General features: G+C 39.8%; 17 protein-coding genes. 6 read left to right on the top strand and 11 right to left on the bottom strand.

Features of this window, described 5'->3' with window-relative positions:
* Positions 1-329 precede the first annotated feature (329 nt).
* Entirely contained in the window at positions 330-680 is a 351-nt protein-coding gene (locus Q9Q86_RS13905) for an arsenate reductase (protein ID WP_039047790.1), read from the top strand.
* Positions 681-741: 61 nt separating this feature from the next.
* Here the strand turns inward: Q9Q86_RS13905 and Q9Q86_RS13900 are convergent, their stop codons facing one another.
* Positions 742-1,179 carry a DUF2147 domain-containing protein gene (locus Q9Q86_RS13900; protein WP_112986657.1) on the bottom strand — a complete coding sequence of 146 codons (438 nt, stop codon included), beginning with the start codon at positions 1,177-1,179 and terminating at the stop codon, positions 742-744.
* Positions 1,180-1,367: 188 nt separating this feature from the next.
* Between Q9Q86_RS13900 and Q9Q86_RS13895 the strand changes: the two genes are divergently transcribed.
* Both Q9Q86_RS13895 and Q9Q86_RS13890 read left to right on the top strand, forming a co-directional pair.
* A complete protein-coding gene (locus Q9Q86_RS13895) occupies positions 1,368-2,279 on the top strand; it encodes an alpha/beta hydrolase (RefSeq protein WP_112986656.1) in 912 nt (303 codons plus the stop codon).
* Between the two features lie 283 nt (positions 2,280-2,562).
* Positions 2,563-3,744: a GGDEF domain-containing protein gene (locus Q9Q86_RS13890; protein WP_112986655.1), complete on the top strand. Its 1,182-nt coding sequence runs from the start codon at positions 2,563-2,565 to the stop codon at positions 3,742-3,744.
* Positions 3,745-3,781: 37 nt separating this feature from the next.
* Here the strand turns inward: Q9Q86_RS13890 and Q9Q86_RS13885 are convergent, their stop codons facing one another.
* The 5 genes from Q9Q86_RS13885 to Q9Q86_RS13865 all read right to left on the bottom strand — a co-directional run bounded on the left by Q9Q86_RS13885 (position 3,782) and on the right by Q9Q86_RS13865 (position 8,257).
* Positions 3,782-4,480 carry a glutathione S-transferase family protein gene (locus tag Q9Q86_RS13885; RefSeq protein WP_112986654.1) on the bottom strand — a complete coding sequence of 233 codons (699 nt, stop codon included), beginning with the start codon at positions 4,478-4,480 and terminating at the stop codon, positions 3,782-3,784.
* A complete protein-coding gene (dsbD, locus tag Q9Q86_RS13880) occupies positions 4,477-6,321 on the bottom strand; it encodes a protein-disulfide reductase DsbD (RefSeq protein ID WP_112986653.1) in 1,845 nt (614 codons plus the stop codon). The genes Q9Q86_RS13885 and dsbD overlap by 4 nt, the downstream gene beginning before the upstream one ends.
* Positions 6,322-6,397: 76 nt before the next feature.
* Positions 6,398-7,165, bottom strand: coding sequence for a transporter (locus tag Q9Q86_RS13875; RefSeq protein ID WP_004909972.1), 768 nt, complete (start codon positions 7,163-7,165; stop codon positions 6,398-6,400).
* Positions 7,166-7,196: 31 nt separating this feature from the next.
* Positions 7,197-7,742 (bottom strand): ankyrin repeat domain-containing protein, encoded by a 546-nt coding sequence (locus Q9Q86_RS13870; RefSeq protein ID WP_004909975.1) that lies wholly within the window; start codon positions 7,740-7,742, stop codon positions 7,197-7,199.
* Positions 7,743-7,882: 140 nt separating this feature from the next.
* On the bottom strand, positions 7,883-8,257 hold the full coding sequence (locus Q9Q86_RS13865; RefSeq protein WP_004909977.1) for an HPF/RaiA family ribosome-associated protein: 375 nt from the start codon (positions 8,255-8,257) through the stop codon (positions 7,883-7,885).
* A gap of 373 nt (positions 8,258-8,630) precedes the next feature.
* Here Q9Q86_RS13865 and Q9Q86_RS13860 point away from each other — a divergent pair, with 373 nt between their 5' ends.
* From Q9Q86_RS13860 to Q9Q86_RS13850, 3 genes are all read left to right on the top strand, one after another.
* Positions 8,631-9,356 carry an outer membrane protein OmpK gene (locus Q9Q86_RS13860; protein WP_004909979.1) on the top strand — a complete coding sequence of 242 codons (726 nt, stop codon included), beginning with the start codon at positions 8,631-8,633 and terminating at the stop codon, positions 9,354-9,356.
* A gap of 92 nt (positions 9,357-9,448) precedes the next feature.
* On the top strand, positions 9,449-9,997 hold the full coding sequence (locus Q9Q86_RS13855; RefSeq protein WP_112986652.1) for a GNAT family N-acetyltransferase: 549 nt from the start codon (positions 9,449-9,451) through the stop codon (positions 9,995-9,997).
* Positions 9,998-10,074: 77 nt separating this feature from the next.
* Positions 10,075-10,812, top strand: coding sequence for a hypothetical protein (locus Q9Q86_RS13850; RefSeq protein ID WP_112986651.1), 738 nt, complete (start codon positions 10,075-10,077; stop codon positions 10,810-10,812).
* 296 nt (positions 10,813-11,108) lie between these two features.
* Here Q9Q86_RS13850 and urtE read toward each other — a convergent pair whose 3' ends face one another.
* The 5 genes from urtE to urtA form a co-directional block, all read right to left on the bottom strand.
* Complete coding sequence (gene urtE, locus Q9Q86_RS13845) at positions 11,109-11,807, bottom strand: urea ABC transporter ATP-binding subunit UrtE (RefSeq protein WP_004951225.1); 699 nt, start codon at positions 11,805-11,807, stop codon at positions 11,109-11,111.
* Between the two features lie 9 nt (positions 11,808-11,816).
* On the bottom strand, positions 11,817-12,644 hold the full coding sequence (gene urtD / locus Q9Q86_RS13840; RefSeq protein WP_112986650.1) for an urea ABC transporter ATP-binding protein UrtD: 828 nt from the start codon (positions 12,642-12,644) through the stop codon (positions 11,817-11,819).
* Positions 12,645-13,715, bottom strand: coding sequence for an urea ABC transporter permease subunit UrtC (gene urtC, locus Q9Q86_RS13835; protein ID WP_112986649.1), 1,071 nt, complete (start codon positions 13,713-13,715; stop codon positions 12,645-12,647).
* A 4-nt stretch (positions 13,716-13,719) separates the two neighbouring features.
* Complete coding sequence (urtB, locus tag Q9Q86_RS13830; protein ID WP_112986648.1) at positions 13,720-15,342, bottom strand: urea ABC transporter permease subunit UrtB; 1,623 nt, start codon at positions 15,340-15,342, stop codon at positions 13,720-13,722.
* Between the two features lie 91 nt (positions 15,343-15,433).
* Positions 15,434-16,714 (bottom strand): urea ABC transporter substrate-binding protein, encoded by a 1,281-nt coding sequence (gene urtA, locus Q9Q86_RS13825; protein WP_112986647.1) that lies wholly within the window; start codon positions 16,712-16,714, stop codon positions 15,434-15,436.
* Positions 16,715-16,892 lie beyond the last annotated feature (178 nt).

Raw genomic sequence — 16,892 nt, 5'->3', positions numbered from 1 at the left:
GGTCAGGATGACCAGAAGGGATAGGACGCCGTAGGAAGATAAAATAAACTTAGTTTAAGTTTATTTGCAAGGATGAGACATTGGACGTTGAAATGAGACCCGCATGATCAGGATGATTAGATGCGGGTTTTCTCTTTTTTAGATATTCGATTTTTTTCTTGACGCTGTCTTTAGCTTTTATGCTCAAATATATAAGAACAATTTAATCAATCACCCATCTTTTAGAAATCTCTCAATCAACTTTATAAACAATATCGATTGGCAACTGAGTCAGTTTTTACGTTAGGCTTTCGAATAAATCTTTTCATCAATCTATATGGTTTTTCAGTATGTTTAAAATTTACGGTATTAAAAATTGCAATTCAATGAAAAAAGCTTTCGATGCTTTAACTGCCAAAGGAATTGCTTACGAATTTCATGATTATAAAAAACAAGGCATTGATGCTGAAACTTTAACAGTCTGGCTGAAAGAGATTGGCGCAGACAAAGTATTAAATAAAAAAGGCACCACATGGCGCAAACTCAGCGAAGCGGAACAAAATCATGCGACTCGTAACGAATCAAATCTGATTGAAACATTGATCGCACAACCGAGCTTGATTAAACGCCCAGTTTTACAAACTCCTCAAGGTTATGTGATCGGTTTTGATGAAGCGGCTTATGCAAATTTATCGGCTTAAAATAAGCAAACAATAAAAAACCGAGTGGATTTACACTCGGTTTTTTTATATCGAATTCGGTTTAGTTGGTACGAATCCAAGTTTGGTTACGACCTAATGCTGCAACGCCGATGTAGCCACGTAATTTAAGCTTTTTACCACCATCGATGATTTCAGCTTTCAATTTATAAGTTTTACCATTTTTAGGATCAATGATAGAACCGCCATCATAATTTGTACCGCCTGCATTTTTAAGACCATGAACAATTGTCACGCCTTTCAGCGGTTTATTTTTAAAAGTACCTTCACATTTAGTGCAGGCATTTTCCTGACCAGCCACTAAAAATTTTTGAATTGATGCATTGAGCGTACCGTCTTTTTGCTCTGTAAACTTCACAATCGCTTTCGGTTGTTTAGTATCATCATCAATCGTTTGCCAAACACTCCCGTTAAGCACATCTGCCGCATTGGCAAAAGTTGTTAAACCGAGCAATCCAAATGCTAAAGCAATTTTCTTCATTTTTGTAATATCCTTAAGGGGGTCTTTTCAAGACCAAGAGTATTGAGAATTTCTATCAATATTGCAATTCTTGATTATGACTATTGGGTATAGCCTGAGCAACAACAAAACATTGCTGTAATTACAGTGCAAGGCACATGAGTCAAAACTCTCTTAGTTATATACTGAACTAACAATATGGAAAAATTATGAAATTTGGTACTGTTTGGAAATATTATTTTACTGAATCGTTACTAAAAGCGACTATTCGCACACCGAGTCAGTTTAATTTAGCACCGAATGCGTTACGACCTGTTTTAGCTCAACTTTGTCGCTTGTTTCCTCAGAATCCAACAGTACAAATTCGACCACTACATTTGGCGGGTGTTCGCGGTGAAGAAATCAAAGCTCAAGCTTCTGCAACCCAACTGATCTTTCATATTCATGGAGGTGCCTTTTTCTTAGGTAGCCTAAACACACATCGTGCGTTAATGACTGACATCTCAGCTCGTACTCAAATGCAGGTGATCCATGTAGATTATCCACTCGCACCTGAACATCCATTCCCAGAGGCGATTGATGCAATTTTTGATGTATACCAAGCACTACTGGTACAAGGAATTAAACCCAAAGATATTATTGTCTCTGGCGACTCGTGTGGGGCTAACCTTGCATTGGCGCTTTGCTTACGCTTGAAGCAACAGCCTGAACTGATGCCAAGTGGTATGATTTTAATGTCACCATATTTAGATCTGACACTCACCAGTGAATCATTACGTTTCAATCAGAAGCATGATGCTTTACTTTCGATTGAAGCTTTACAAGCAGGAATCAATCATTATTTGAAGGATGGGATTCAAGCGGATGATCCTCGCGTATCTCCTTTATTTGATGATCTAAAAGGTTTACCGCCAACGTTGGTTCAAGTCGGCTCTAAGGAAATCCTATTGGATGATTCAAAACGCTTTAGAGAAAAGGCGGAAAAAGCCAATGTCAAAGTGAACTTCAAACTTTACACAGGTATGTGGCATAACTTCCAAATGTTTAATGCATGGTTCCCTGAAGCGAAACAAGCACTAGCGGATATTGCTGAGTTTGCTCATTCCTTAGATCAAAATTAACTCATTTTCTCCAAATGAAAAAATGGTCAGCAATGGCTGACCATTGTCACTCTTAATTTATTTTTGTCATAATAGTTAAAATTTGATCGATTATTTAGATAACCAAGCCTTTTTCCAAAAAATTTTCCCTTGCGATTTAACATTAAAAACCGAGAGCTAGACTTTTTTCTCAATCTAAAGATGCTATTGTAATTTCAATAATCGTTTTTCAATTTTTTTGATGACAAATTTACACTTATAACCGTTCTTAGGAATCTCATTGCATAAAGGATGCATGTCAATCATGAAGGTTCACTTTAAGAGTTTAGCAAAACGTGAAAAATGGAATTTCTCACAACTTTGGGAGCATGAACCGCTTATCAATTGGGACATGCTGAAAAAAAGTATTTTGTTGCTAATACTCGCTGCACTGATGAGCTTGTTTGGAATTTTGTGGGACAGTTTTGTCTTGCTGAATCCTAGTACATGGCAATGGGTGAATTTACCACTTGTTCGCTCAAAACTACTCACCAACTTGATCATGCTGATCGTTTTTCTCAGCTTGATTATTCCTAGTTATTTTTACAAAGATCGAGTGTGGGTTCAGGAAATTATTCCTATTTTGAGTGTACAGATTTTTACAGTATTGCTTTGCCATACAGGCTATCTGATCGGCAGTTTTAGTCCTGCGACCATGGTGACATACGCTAGTGTAGTCGGTGTCGGTCTCATCTTGTTTGATCGTCGCATGATCTACTGCGCATTGATTCCCGCGACTATTGCTCTGCTCTTTTGTAATTTCCTCAGTATGTATGGCATCCTTCAGTATGCGCCAATATTTAATCCTGAGATCTTAAATCAAGCGGAAATGCACCCTTTCTGGGTTGGCAGTATGTTCTTCTTTCTGCTCCCAATTCTATTGGCTTGTTTGTATTTATTTGAAATTTTACTGCAACAATGGCGTACTCGTGAAACTGCCATTCAAGCTCTGAGCCGCCTCGACCCTTTAACCAATGTCATGAATCGTAGAAGCATTAGTAATCAGCTAGAGAAGCTCAATCAACAAGCCGATCAGTTGTATTCTGTGATTTTGCTCGACCTTGATCATTTCAAAAATATTAATGATCACTTTGGACATAGTTTAGGGGATGAAGTATTAGTAAATGTCGCGAAATGCTTAACTGAAAATCTACGTGATCAAGACATGATTGGTCGCTTTGGGGGCGAGGAATTCATTATTTTGCTTCCCAACACCAGTACAGCACAAGCAAAAAGCATTGCTGAACGTTGTCGAATTGCGATTTCACAATTAAGTTTTATTTCTGAAGATCATCAAGAATTTTCGGTTAGTGCTAGTTTTGGAATTAGCAGCTCACAAAATGCCAGTGAGTCACACTTAATTATTAGTCAAGCTGACCAAGCATTGTATGCAGTCAAAGCAAATGGACGTAACCAAGTCAAAGTATTTAGTGAGCTGGTGGGTTGATCAATAAAAGAGGGAAATTCCCTCTTTTACTTTTTGTCTATTTCTTTAAATATTCATCTCGAGTCTGACGATATGGTTCATCAAATGGTACAAACATTTGCTCTTGTTTTGCTTCCGCAATCCACTGTTGAACCGATGGTAAAGACAAAATCTTGTCTATATAGCTTTTGCCTGATGCTGAAATAGGTAAGTCAAAACATTCAAAACGCATCACCACTGGTGCATAAAATGCATCGGCAATACTAAACTCACCACACAAAAACTGATCTTCGCGTGGTCGCTCTGACCAAATTTGAACAATACGTGCGACTTCATTACGCAGTTGCTCATGCTCAGCCCAAAGCTGTTTTCCAATATGGGATAAATCCGCTTCAACATTCATCGGACAAAGATTGCGTAAATTCTGAAAACCACTATGCATTTCTGCACTAATACAACGTGCGCGGGCACGTAACTTTTTATCTTGAGGTAATAAATTTTTATCAGGATGTTGTTCAGCAATATATTCTGCAATCGCCAGACTATCCCAAACAATAATATCCTCATCAACTAAAGCAGGTACTTTTCCTGTTGGATTAAGTTTTAGAATTTCAGTTTTAAACTGGCTATCTGGCTCAAAACTATCAAACTGAATCCAATGTTCTTGGAACGCAATACCCGCCTGTTTTAACAAAATCCACGGACGCATCGACCATGTGGAGTAATTTTTATTTCCGATGAACAGTTGATAACTCATAATGATTTCTCTTTTAATGCAGCGAGTTGTTGTATTAGTTCAGATTTCTGGAATGCACCCGTCAAACGTAAAGCACGTATTTCTTTCTTTTGTTGATCTAAGAATAAATAAGTTGGCGGACCTAATATGTCCCATTGATTGAGTAAGTTCTGATGCGATAGATCATACTGACTGAGGTCAAGCTTGATCAAATAATAAGGAGCCAAAGCATGTTGGACCTCTGCATCTTTTAAAATCCGATGCTCAATCGGTTGGCATGCCACACACCAGTCTGCATACACATCAACCACGATCATTTGATCTTTCGGCGCAGTTGCAAGAAGTTGTTCAAACTCATCTGCTGTTCGTGCAATATGCCAAGTAGCAAGTTGATCAGCTTGTTGCGTTGTCAAATTCTGTACATGTTGATATTGATTAAATGCTAAAAAAGGAACAACAACCAACAACAATAATGCGTATAGCCATTTTAATTGGCTCGTCTTCACAAAGAGTCGATACGCTGCAAAGACAATAAATCCAATACCTAATAATAGACTGAGAATCTGCATCGCCAATTCAGGTAGAAGTGGTCGAATAAAATACAAGCTGAGCGCCAACATCAAAAAGGCAAAAATCACCTTGATTTGATGCATCCATTCTCCCGCTTTAGGAAGTGCTTTTGCACCAAGTACACTCGCCAAAAGCAAAGGTATACCCATCCCGAATCCGAGCGTAAACAAGAGTAATGCACCTTGCCATTGACTTTGGGTCTGTGAAATAAACAGTAGCGTTCCAGCAAGTGGAGCAGTCATACATGGACCAACCAACAAAGCTGAAATCATCCCCATCACACTTGCGCCAATTAAGGTGCCACCTTGTTGCACCGATTGCATTCGATCAAGATGATTGACCCATTTTTGTGGCAGTTTAATTTCAAATAAACCAAATAAATTGAGTGCGAAAACCACAAACAATAAACTAAAGGCAATTAATGTCGCTGGCTGTTGAAGCCATCGTTGAAAGTTCAGCCCTGCGGCTGATGCGATTAATCCCAGTACCGCATATACCATCGCCATGCTGATCACAAACGTCAATGCAATCATCCATGCTTTAACACCTTTATGTTCACGCACGATCAATGATGTCAAAATAGGCAGCATCGGCAATGAACATGGCGTGAATGCCAGTAAAATCCCTAATCCTAAGAATAAAGCCAAACTATAAGCTAAAGAATGTTGTTCTAATGTGCTCGACCATTTCTGATCTTGGGCCATAACAGTATTGTTGCTGTCTACCGTTGATTGGTCTTGTGGCGTTTCACTTAATTCTGCGTTATTTGTATTCGCTGCCTGAGCAGATCGAGCAACATCTAAAAAACGCTTTTGAGAGTTTGCAGTGGTATTTTGCATACTCACCAAACCATCAATATCGGTTTGAAAGTCAATCGTTTGAGGTGGGTAACAAATTCGATCTTTGGCACAACCCTGCCATGTGACACGGTAGTGCTGCGATGCTAGTGTCGGAATATTGAATTCAACTTGCTGATAATAAACTTGGCTATGACCATAGTTTTCATCATATTGATCAACGGCTTTGGGCAAATCCAACGCAACAGCTTGATTGCCTTGCTGAACTTCAAATTTATGTTGATATAAATAATAGTTTGGCTGAATTTCCCAACGCAATCGTGCTTGATCTGTTTGCGTCGATTCAACTGAAAATGTAAATGCCTCTTCAGGGCTTAATAATGGTGCTGCTGAATTTTCTTGGGCGTAGGTTAAAGACCCACATAACAGCAATAATGTACCCAAAAAGTATTGGATCAGCGAGACACTAGCCTCACCCCGAACATGCATTTTCATATCATCTCTCTATGTTCTCTCAAATGCCCGATTTCTTGAATGGCAGTTCAACATAGAGCATTTGAGAGATCATCTATCAGAATAAAACGGATACGCCTAAACCACCGTTATAACTTCTCACATCACCATCTAAATCAACACCCACACTTGCATCAAGCTGTGCACGATCATTGATGGCATAAACCAGACCAGTCCCTAAACCATATTGATAGTCTTGGCTCTCTGCTTTGCGATAAATAAACTCAGAATATCCTGATAATTTACCTGCAATTTTATAATCAATGGTTGGAATCGCTGTCACTGCCCAATTACTATTTTGTGCTTCATAACGCATGGTAATTGACGTACCGATTAAATCACTAAACTCATAGGCAACAGCTGAAGTTAAGCTGTAAATATCATCATGTGCAGTGAATTCATCGTTACCCGTTGCAATAATCGCTTCAGCTAACACCGCCATCGATAAACGATCATCTTTCAGATCAATCGCTTTCTTTAAACCAATACTGACATCGCCTAAACCATCAGTTTCAGTTTTAAATCCAGCTCGCTTGTGTTGTTGCCATACTGGACCTTGCCAACCCAATTGCAGTTCTAGACCATTTGCTAAACCTGTACGCAACAACATATCGCCATTTAGGGTTAAAGTTTTATCTTTTACACCTTCAATATTTTGTTCTTGGTAACTTACTGTTGGTAAGCCCTGTTCCCAAGCAAGTTGACCAACAGGTGTAATCCCTGTTCCGATCCCTGCACCAGGAGGATCAAATGAAAATTCTGCCGCAAAAGCCGTGCTTGCTAGCATTGACGCAGCCACAAAAGTTAAAGCATTAAGCTTCTTCATGATGAACCCCTTTTCCTTGTTTCCGCTAAACTTATGCTGTTAGCTCTTTTGACATTTTGGCGCCATGCTGACGCAATAATTCGAGTGTCTCGCGCTCTTCTTTCAGCGATTCTGACCAATCAATTTCATCAAAATCACAATCAAAGAATAATTGGCTAATCGAAGATAAAATCGTTAGTCCTTCTTCATCACGTGTATTTGGATCAACTTTTTCGTCTAGTAAACGCTGTACCACAGGGACACATGCCGAGCTTGCAGCATCCCAAAGCGGACCATAAAATTCTTCAGCATCCCACAAATGTAGATTTGCTTTGGCTTGAATCAATGCATCTAAAATAGCAAGATAAACGTGAAGTTCTTGTTGTTTTTCATCTTCACTTAATGGCTTGCCAGCTTCATAAGCCTCACAAATTTTTTCCCACCACGCAAACAAACCATCACAAAGAACTGAAACAGGTGGTCCTTGTTCTGGATCAATAAAGTTTGGGTCAAGTCCTTCAGCAAGTAATGCTTGTACTTGGTCTAAATCGAGTTGTTGTATGGCTTGCACCAAGGCCTGTTGCTGATTGCTTAACATGACCAATTCTCACAAAGTATTTAATTCGCCTATTATGCCGAATATCCCATCGGGATTTTATAAAACGACCTAAAAATCATGTATAAATTTGATACAGGCATAAAAAAAGCCCAATACTGGGCTTTTTTTAAACGCGCTCACTACGCCTCATCATCTACTTTTATATCATCATCGACATCAACATATTCTGGTAAAGCTCCACGATGGTGGTCTTTTTTCTCATATAAATGTTCCAAACTACGTTGTAATTTATCAATTGCACCATGGATAGATGCATCGATATTTGCAGCTTTGTGTGTCACAGCTACAGGTTTCATACCTGCTGGACGGGCTTCGATCATACAGCGTTTGTCATGATCTCCCGTTTTTTCCCCATTTTCATCACTAATATGAACCGAAAAATGTGTAATACGTTCGCTATAACGTTGAAATTCTTGTTTAAGCTCTGCACGGATATAACTAATTAAACGTTCGCTACCATGGATGTTTTTATCTGTACGGATTTCAATATTCATAAATATCTTCCTCTCTTCTATATTGAGACGGTTCTACGAAGCTTTTTATTCAGCACACTTTGAGCATGCATTCATTCAGTGCAGTTGTATATTCTGATTATGTAAATGCTTGTCGTCTCCTTGCTTCACATCAGTTGTGTTTCAGTTATTTAGAAGATCTTCTATAATTCCAATATCTGTCTTTCATCAGAAATATGCAAGCTGATTTTTGACATTTTTATTAAAACTTGATCAAAAAGATTCTCTTACCGAATCTTATCTTTGGCAGACCTTTTACCGTATACAATTCTTTTGAGCATTTGGTCAAATTTGGCTTTATTTTTGCTTCATAACTTGTATGCTTTACACGCCTTTTGTGGGGGAGATTTTTTAAATGCAATTGAAGCAACTTGCGGCTACATCTTTATTGTTATCTACAGCAGTTTTCGCTCAAGCGAAACCAATTTGGCAGGATTTCAGCCTAACGGGTTTATACGGCGAAAACTACGAAGTGGTTGATGAAAAACAAACAACTTTAACAGTTGAATATGCGGCAAAAGTAAAATATGCCGATGTGTTCTTCTTTATGGATCGTATGCGTGGTAGCGACGATCATAAAAGCACTTATTTCGAGCTTTCTCCACGCTTGAGCTTGGGTGAGGTTTCAGGTCAGAAACTTGCTTTTGGTCCGATTAAAGATGTGTTGATCTCAACGACTTGGGAAAGTAACAATGATGACTTTTCTAGTTTTGATAACTTCTTATACGGCGTAGGTTTCGATCTTGCAATTCCTTATTTCCAATATGCGAATGTCAATTTCTACCGTGCAAACAATGAAAATACAGCAGATGACTATCAAATGACTATCGCTTATGCGGTTCCATTTAAAGTATCTAGCGAAGATTTCTTAGTTGATGGTTTCCTTGACTGGTCTACAGCAGAAAAAGACCATGCAAGTGAACTTAACTGGACAACCCAATATAAATGGAATGTAGGTAAACACATTTCACCTGAAACACGTTTATATTTGGGCGTAGAACATTCTGTTTGGAATAACAAGTTTGGTATCAAAGGCAGCGACGAAAATAATGTCAGTGCTTTAGTGAAATACCATTTCTAAACGGTTTTGACTGATCAAAACAGCAAGGAATTCCTTGCTGTTTTTTTTTAGATCGCGCATATTGAAATAGATGAATTTTCTTTTATTTTGTTATGTCTCACGATCTTATACTTGCAACGCACATACTACAAAACTCTTATCAAATTCGTTTTGCAACTACTGATGATCTCGAGCAGATTCTCACCATTTATAATCATGAAATCATCACGGGCACAGCCAACTGGAATGATCAAGCCGTTACTTTAGCGCAATATCAACAGCGCTTTCAGGAGATGCAACAACAGCAATTTCCTATGATTGTCGTCGAAGATCAGTCATTGAGAAAAATTACGGGTTATGCCTATTACTCTGCCTTTCGTAGTATTACAGGCTATCGACACAGTATTGAACATTCTGTTTTTATTGATCCGAATTATGCTCGTCAGGGTTTAGGTAAAGCCCTCATGCAACAACTGATTCATCTTGCGACTCAACAGCATATGCATGTCATGGTGGCTGCGATTGATAGCGAAAATATGGGTTCAATCGTATTACACCAACAATTGGGTTTTATTCAAACTGGCTATATGCCACAAGTGGGACAAAAGTTTGGCAAATGGCGTGATTTAGTTTTAATGCAGCTACAATTGAGTCGTTCATAAACAGAACAATTTCATCTCTACTATGCATATGTAGTTGGTTAGAATAAAAACATCTCATTTACAAAATAATTTAAAACATGAAAATTTCACAACTCGCTTTAATCATTACATGTGCTTCAGCAACAACCGTTAGTTTTGCAGAAACATCTTTTGAGCAAGAATTACAGCAAGGCTGTGCCAAAGTAAAACAATACGCTCTAAATGGGAAAAAGCTCTACGACCAAAAGCAATATGCCAAAGCAGTGAAACAATTTGAAGATCAAGCCGCATGGGCACATTTCTGCCAAATAAATGCTGAAGAAAGCGGTATTAAAGTGACTGATCGAGAGATTGAAATAGCCAATAATAATGTCGGGTTGAGTTATGCAAAATTAGGTAAACCACAATGGGCACGAGTGTGGTTTTTACGGGATAAAGATTCAAAAACCAGTCAATACAACTTAAAACAACTTCCTAAACCTCATATCAGCAAAGACTTACAAGGCACTTATGTAAGAGCCAATGGTTTTGGGCAATGGGATTACATCACGGTAAAGAAACAACAAAATAAATATCTAATTAATTTTGAAGGTTATTATTTTGGCATTCGTGGTCTGATTTATGGTCCAAATTTAGGTGAGTTTGACACCACAATGCCGATCACTGCAAAGCAAGCCAACTATCGCTATGGGGACTGTCAGATTAAGCTTCAATTTGCGAATGATACAAATAATGGTCAAAAAATTGAGGTGAAACAAAATAACGGCGAGTCTGGATGTGGTTTTGGGCATAACGTCTATGCGGGCGGCACGTTCTATAAGGTTGAAGGTAAATAAATGATCTTTACCCTCAAACTCAACAAAAAATTTAAGAAAACTTATGAGTCTCGGAAACGTCATTCACAACCTGCGTAATCTTTGAAAGATATTGTTTCTGCGAAACAATAGAAAAAATCCAAGAATTGAACAGGTTTTGTGAATGACAATGCCTTTGGTTACTTTGGGCAAAACCAAAGTAACTCCAGCAGAAGGCGTATTTAAAAATTAGAAGACTACTAGGTATGACTCCGAAAGATAATCATTTTTTTAATATCTAGTTTCTAAATAGTAAAATGAGATATATAGGGTCGATACTAAATCGCCACCAACTCCCTTATCCCCTTTTCAGGCATATCGCCCCCCTGTCCTTGCGCGATCACTTGACCACGCGCCATCACCGTATAGTTATCTGCCAGTTCTTCAGCAAAATCGTAAAACTGCTCCACCAAAACGATCGCCATTTCACCCTGATCTGCCAATTTACGAATCACTCGACCAATGTCTTTGATGATCGAGGGCTGAATCCCCTCAGTCGGTTCATCCAAAATCAAGACTCTTGGCTCCGAAGCCAACGCTCTCGCAATCGCGAGCTGTTGCTGTTGACCACCTGACAAATCTCCACCACGGCGATGCTTCATTTCATCCAAGACAGGAAAAATTTCGTAGAGATGACTCGGTACTTTTCGAGTTTTCGCACCTGAAAATTTCGCCATACCAATTAAGATATTTTCCTCTACGGTTAAAGTTGAAAAAATATCTCGTCCTTGCGGCACGTAAGCCAATCCTGCACGTACTCGTTGCTCAGGGGACATTTTGGCAATATCTTTGCCATCTAGCAAAATCTGTCCTGATTTAATCGGGAGAATCCCCATCAAGCATTTCAGCAACGTGGTTTTACCAACGCCATTCCGTCCTAGAACAACACTGCATTCCCCTACAGGCGCTTGAAAAGACACGTCACGCAGAATATGACTACCACCATAAAACTGGTTAATTTCTTTCACTTCTAACATGGCAGTCTCCTAGCGTCCCAAATACTTTTCAATCACATCTTCATTGGCTTGTACCTCTGCCAATGTGCCCTCTGCCAAAATTGCACCTTGCGCCAGTACCGTGACTTTTTCACTAATGGTGTCAATAAAGCTCATGTCATGCTCCACGACCACCAGCGTATGATTTTTTTTCAATTCCAAACACAATTCAGCAGTGCGTTCTGTTTCCGCATCAGTCATTCCTGCCACAGGCTCATCCAATAAAATCAGCTTCGGACGTTGCATCAATAACATACCGATTTCTAACCACTGCTTTTGACCATGAGATAATAATCCTGCGGGCTTTTTTACAAATTCCTTTAAGCGAATTTGCTCCAAACTTTCCTCCAGTGCTAACTGTGCTTCTGGATCAAGTCGGCTAAACAAACTTTTTTTCACTCGCTTATCGCGTGGTGCAGCGAGTAGTAAATTTTCCATCACAGTGAAATTTTCAAATACCGTTGGTTTTTGAAATTTTCGTCCAATCCCAGCTTCTGCGATTTCCTCGGTACTCATTTTGGCAAGATCATAGTTTTGTCCAAAAAAAGCAGTGCCCGTGGTTGGACGAGTTTTCCCTGTAATCACATCCATTAATGTGGTTTTCCCCGCACCATTTGGTCCAATGATGCAGCGTAATTCACCCTCAGCGATGTACAGTGATAAATCATTTAACGCACGAAACGAATCAAACCACACACTGACTTTTTCTAAATACAAAGCAATCCCGTGACTAAAATCTGCACCTTGGGTTTTGGCACGACCATAGCCCTCACCAAGTTGACCGCCATGTTGAGCTGAGTCTATGAATAAATCACTCATTTAATTGCTCTCCTTTTTAAAACGATCAAATAAACCAATCACGCCTTTAGGTAGGAAAATCGTCACTACGATAAATAGCGCACCTAAGATCAGTAACCATGCTTCGGGCGCAGCCACAGTGAAATAAGTTTTCACTGCATTAATCAAACCTGCACCTAAAATCGCCCCAATCAAGGTGCCACGCCCCCCTGCAGCCACCCACACTGCCATTTCAATCGAATTGACTGGATTCATTTCACTTGGGTTGATAATACCAACCTGTGGCACATACAACGCACCTGCGATACCTGCGATCACAGCCGACAATACCCATGCTGAAAGCTTGTACCACAGCGTACGATAACCCAAATATTGCAAACGGTTTTCGCTGTCACGAATCGCCCCCAACACACGCCCATAAGGACGATTCATCAGTTGACGTAAGCCGATAAAGCACAGCATTAACACCAAAGCAGTGACAAAACATAAACTGGCACGCATTGGCGCAGAAGTGATATCAAAACCCAATAAGGTTTTAAAACCCGTGAAGCCATTGTTTCCACCAAAACCTGTCTCATTGCGGAAGAACAAGAGTGCCGCTGCAAAGGTCATGGCTTGGGTAATAATTGAGAAATACACACCCTTGATTTTTGAGCGGAAAGCAAAGAAACCAAAAATAAACGCAACTAAGGCAGGTACAGATAAAACCAAGATCATCGCCCAAGCAAAATGCTCAGTGCCAACCCAATACCAAGGGAGTTCTGTCCAACTGAGGAAACGCATGAAATCAGGTAAACCATCACCTGCGGATTCGCGCATCAAATACATGCCAAAGGCGTAACCACCGAGGGCGAAATATAAACCGTGCCCCAAGCTTAAAATCCCTGCATAGCCCCACACTAAATCCAATGCCAAAGCGACCAAAGCCAAGCACATGATTTTGCCAATCAACGTAATCCAATACGCTGACAGATAAAATGCCGAATCAGGGGATAACAGATGTAACCACGGTAAGCTCAATAACACGGCAAAACAAATGGCAATCGCGATTGCGCTATACGGTTTATCTGCAAATAAAGAAGTGATTTTCATTGGCTTACTCCACGAAACGACCTTTGATGGCAAACAAACCTTGTGGACGCTTTTGGATAAACAAAATCACAAGAACCAAGAGAATAATTTTTGCTAAAACTGCACCTAAGCCAATTTCCAAAACTGTACCGCTAATCCCTAAACCTAAGGCTGCAAGTACTGCCCCCCATACTTGACCCACACCACCGACGACAACGACAAGGAAGGCATCAATAATGTAGTTTTGCCCGAGATCAGGGCCAACATTGCCGACTTGTGCTAACGCACAACCTGCCAATCCAGCTAAGCCTGAACCTAAGCCAAATGCCAGCATGTCGATACGTGCAGAACGAATGCCCACGGCACGCGCCATTTGACGGTTTTGTGTCACAGCACGGACAAATAATCCGAAACGGGTTTTATTTAATAAGAAAACTAAAAGCAGTAAGACCGCCACAGTAAAACCAATAATCGCAATACGGTTATACGGCAACATCAAGCTTGGCGTCAGGGCAATTCCACCACTAAGCCATGCGACATTCGACACTTCAACATTCTGTGCACCAAAGATCATGCGAACCGATTGCATCAAGATTAAGCTCACACCAAAGGTTGCCAATAATGTTTCTAGTTGGCGACCATACAACGGGCGAATCACCGTGCGTTCAATCAACATACCAATCAGCGCACTCACCAGAAATGCAGCAGGAATCGCTGCCAATAAATACCAATCAACCAAGCCTGCAAAGTGCGTTTTAAAAAAACTTTGAATGACGTAAGTGGTATAAGCACCGATCATGATGAGTTCACCATGTGCCATATTGATGACACCAAGCAAACCATAGGTGATTGCAAGACCAAGTGCTGCTAAAAGTAAAATACTAGCGGTACTGAGACCTGAAAATACATGCCCTGACCATTCACTGATTTGAATGCGCGTTTTAATTTTATTTTGTGCTTCAAGCAAAGCTGCTTTTAATGCAGGATTACTTTGTGGCTGTTCTAAGCTTTGGTTGATCAACGCCAATACATCTGGACGATTTGAATCCGCCAAAACTTTTACTGCTTCGATCTTGGTGAATTCATCTGAGCTATTAAAATCTAAACGTGCTTTCAGTTGTGCCAAACGTGCTTTAACCGCTTCACTTTTTTCATTGAGATAGAGTTGCTTAACTGTAGCAACATCGAGCTCATCTAAATTATTTTCTAAAATATCAACAGCGGCTAAACGTTGTGATGCATCATCAGAATTCAATTTAACTTTGGCTTGTCCAAAGTTCAGCGCCTTACGCAAAGTATTGACCAAAGTCACTTGAGACAAGTCTGAAGGCCAAGTTTCGACGACTTGTAGTTGTGGGTAACTTAATAATTCTTCATCGTTTTTTAGAATATAAGTATTGCCTGAACTATCACTATATAACTCATTTTGATCAATATATGCCACCAACTGATCGAGTTGCTCAATACTGGCTGGCCATTGATTCAACATGGCACGGCGAGTAGCAAAGTCAGATTTAACAAAAGTTTGGATGGCATCCTGAGAAGTTGTAGACGTCACAGTTGTTGGTGAAGTAACTTCTGCCCATGCAGGATTAAACATGATCTGTGCCATGATGCAGAGCATTGCCAAAACATAGTGTTTCGCCATAAGACTCCCCTTATATTTTCTATTTAAACCAATCAATAAGAAATAAAACTAAGAAAAACCTGCTGCCGAAACAGCAAGTTGCATAGGAAAATTATTTAGGAATGTATGGGCTCCAAGGCTCAGCTTTGATGGTTTGAGGCGTTTTATAAACCACATCAAATTGCCCATCACCACGGATTTGCCCAATCATCACAGGTTTATGTAAATGGTGATTGGTTTCATCCATTTTGAGGGTATAACCCGATGGTGCTGCAAAAGTTTGACCTGCCATTGCATCACGAACTTTATCAACCTCTGTAGAACCTGCTTTTTCAACGGCTTGTTTCCACATATTGATACCAACATAAGTCGCTTCCATCGGATCGTTGGTCACAACTTTATCGGCATTTGGAAGTTTGTACTCCACCGCATATTGCTTGAATTTATTCACAAACTCGGTGTTTTTCGGATTTTTAACTGACATGAAATAGTTCCATGCCGCTAAATGACCCACCAATGGCTTGGTATCAATACCACGTAACTCTTCTTCACCAACGGAGAATGCCATGACTGGAATATCAGCCGCTTTAATACCTTGGTTACCAAGCTCACGATAGAAAGGAACGTTAGAGTCACCATTGATGGTCGAAATCACCGCAGTCTTTTTGCCTGCAGAGAATTTCTTAATATTGGCAACAATGGTTTGATAATTACTATGACCAAACGGTGTGTATTCTTCCATGATGTCTGCATCGGCAATGCCTTTAGACTTCAAGAATGCCCGTAAGATTTTATTGGTCGTACGTGGGTAGACGTAATCTGTACCAAGTAAAACAAAACGTTGTGCTTTACCGCCCTCTTCTCCCATCAAATACTCAACTGCAGGAATCGCTTGTTGATTCGGTGCTGCACCTGTATAGAAAATATTTTTAGACTGTTCCTGACCTTCATATTGCACTGGATAGAACAATAAACCATTTAACTCTTCAACCACAGGAAGAACCGACTTACGTGATACTGATGTCCAGCAACCGAAAATAACGGCAACTTTGTCCTGAGTAATTAACTGACGTGCTTTTTCAGCAAATAGCGGCCAATCTGATGCTGGGTCAACAATGACAGGTTCGAGTTTTTTACCCATCACCCCGCCATTGGCATTGATTTCATTAATGGTCATCAATGCAGTATCTTTCAGAGAGGTCTCAGAAATTGCCATCGTGCCAGAGAGTGAATGTAAAATCCCGACTTTAATGGTGTCACCGCTTGCAGCTGGTGCCGCTTTCGTTTCAGTTTTTGTTTGTTCTGTTTTTTCGGCTGGTTTTGAACAACCTACCAGTCCTACCCCCATCATCGCTGCCATAAGAACGGACATTGACATTAATTTGTTTTGCATCTTTGTTCTCCACAGATTGATCTTTTCATTTTTACTGAGTGGAGTTATTCAATATCTGTGCCAACACATCAAGGCATTGTTTTATAATAAAATTAATTCAAACCAGTAGAAAAAAAATCCAATCTTGTATACAACATTGCATACAAAAAATACATGCTGAACTAAAATGAAGCACAAT

The sequence above is a fragment of the Acinetobacter sp. A22 genome, assembly GCF_030913345.1.
Taxonomy (GTDB): Bacteria; Pseudomonadota; Gammaproteobacteria; order Pseudomonadales; family Moraxellaceae; genus Acinetobacter; species Acinetobacter junii.
This window is presented reverse-complemented; position numbering and strand designations above follow the sequence as displayed.

Bases quoted from the DNA above. Each gene is read 5' to 3' on its own strand.
- urtB (WP_112986648.1), bottom strand. From the start codon at position 15,342: ATGGCGAAACACTATGTTTTGGCAATGCTCTGCATCATGGCACAGATC.
- Q9Q86_RS13890 (WP_112986655.1), top strand. From the start codon at position 2,563: ATGAAGGTTCACTTTAAGAGTTTAGCAAAACGTGAAAAATGGAATTTC.
- Q9Q86_RS13850 (WP_112986651.1), top strand. From the start codon at position 10,075: ATGAAAATTTCACAACTCGCTTTAATCATTACATGTGCTTCAGCAACA.
- Q9Q86_RS13865 (WP_004909977.1), bottom strand. From the start codon at position 8,257: ATGAATATTGAAATCCGTACAGATAAAAACATCCATGGTAGCGAACGT.
- Q9Q86_RS13885 (WP_112986654.1), bottom strand. From the start codon at position 4,480: ATGAGTTATCAACTGTTCATCGGAAATAAAAATTACTCCACATGGTCG.
- dsbD (WP_112986653.1), bottom strand. From the start codon at position 6,321: ATGAAAATGCATGTTCGGGGTGAGGCTAGTGTCTCGCTGATCCAATAC.
- Q9Q86_RS13875 (WP_004909972.1), bottom strand. From the start codon at position 7,165: ATGAAGAAGCTTAATGCTTTAACTTTTGTGGCTGCGTCAATGCTAGCA.
- Q9Q86_RS13855 (WP_112986652.1), top strand. From the start codon at position 9,449: ATGTCTCACGATCTTATACTTGCAACGCACATACTACAAAACTCTTAT.
- urtE (WP_004951225.1), bottom strand. From the start codon at position 11,807: ATGTTAGAAGTGAAAGAAATTAACCAGTTTTATGGTGGTAGTCATATT.
- Q9Q86_RS13905 (WP_039047790.1), top strand. From the start codon at position 330: ATGTTTAAAATTTACGGTATTAAAAATTGCAATTCAATGAAAAAAGCT.
- urtD (WP_112986650.1), bottom strand. From the start codon at position 12,644: ATGAGTGATTTATTCATAGACTCAGCTCAACATGGCGGTCAACTTGGT.
- Q9Q86_RS13895 (WP_112986656.1), top strand. From the start codon at position 1,368: ATGAAATTTGGTACTGTTTGGAAATATTATTTTACTGAATCGTTACTA.
- Q9Q86_RS13860 (WP_004909979.1), top strand. From the start codon at position 8,631: ATGCAATTGAAGCAACTTGCGGCTACATCTTTATTGTTATCTACAGCA.
- urtA (WP_112986647.1), bottom strand. From the start codon at position 16,714: ATGCAAAACAAATTAATGTCAATGTCCGTTCTTATGGCAGCGATGATG.
- urtC (WP_112986649.1), bottom strand. From the start codon at position 13,715: ATGAAAATCACTTCTTTATTTGCAGATAAACCGTATAGCGCAATCGCG.
- Q9Q86_RS13900 (WP_112986657.1), bottom strand. From the start codon at position 1,179: ATGAAGAAAATTGCTTTAGCATTTGGATTGCTCGGTTTAACAACTTTT.
- Q9Q86_RS13870 (WP_004909975.1), bottom strand. From the start codon at position 7,742: ATGTTAAGCAATCAGCAACAGGCCTTGGTGCAAGCCATACAACAACTC.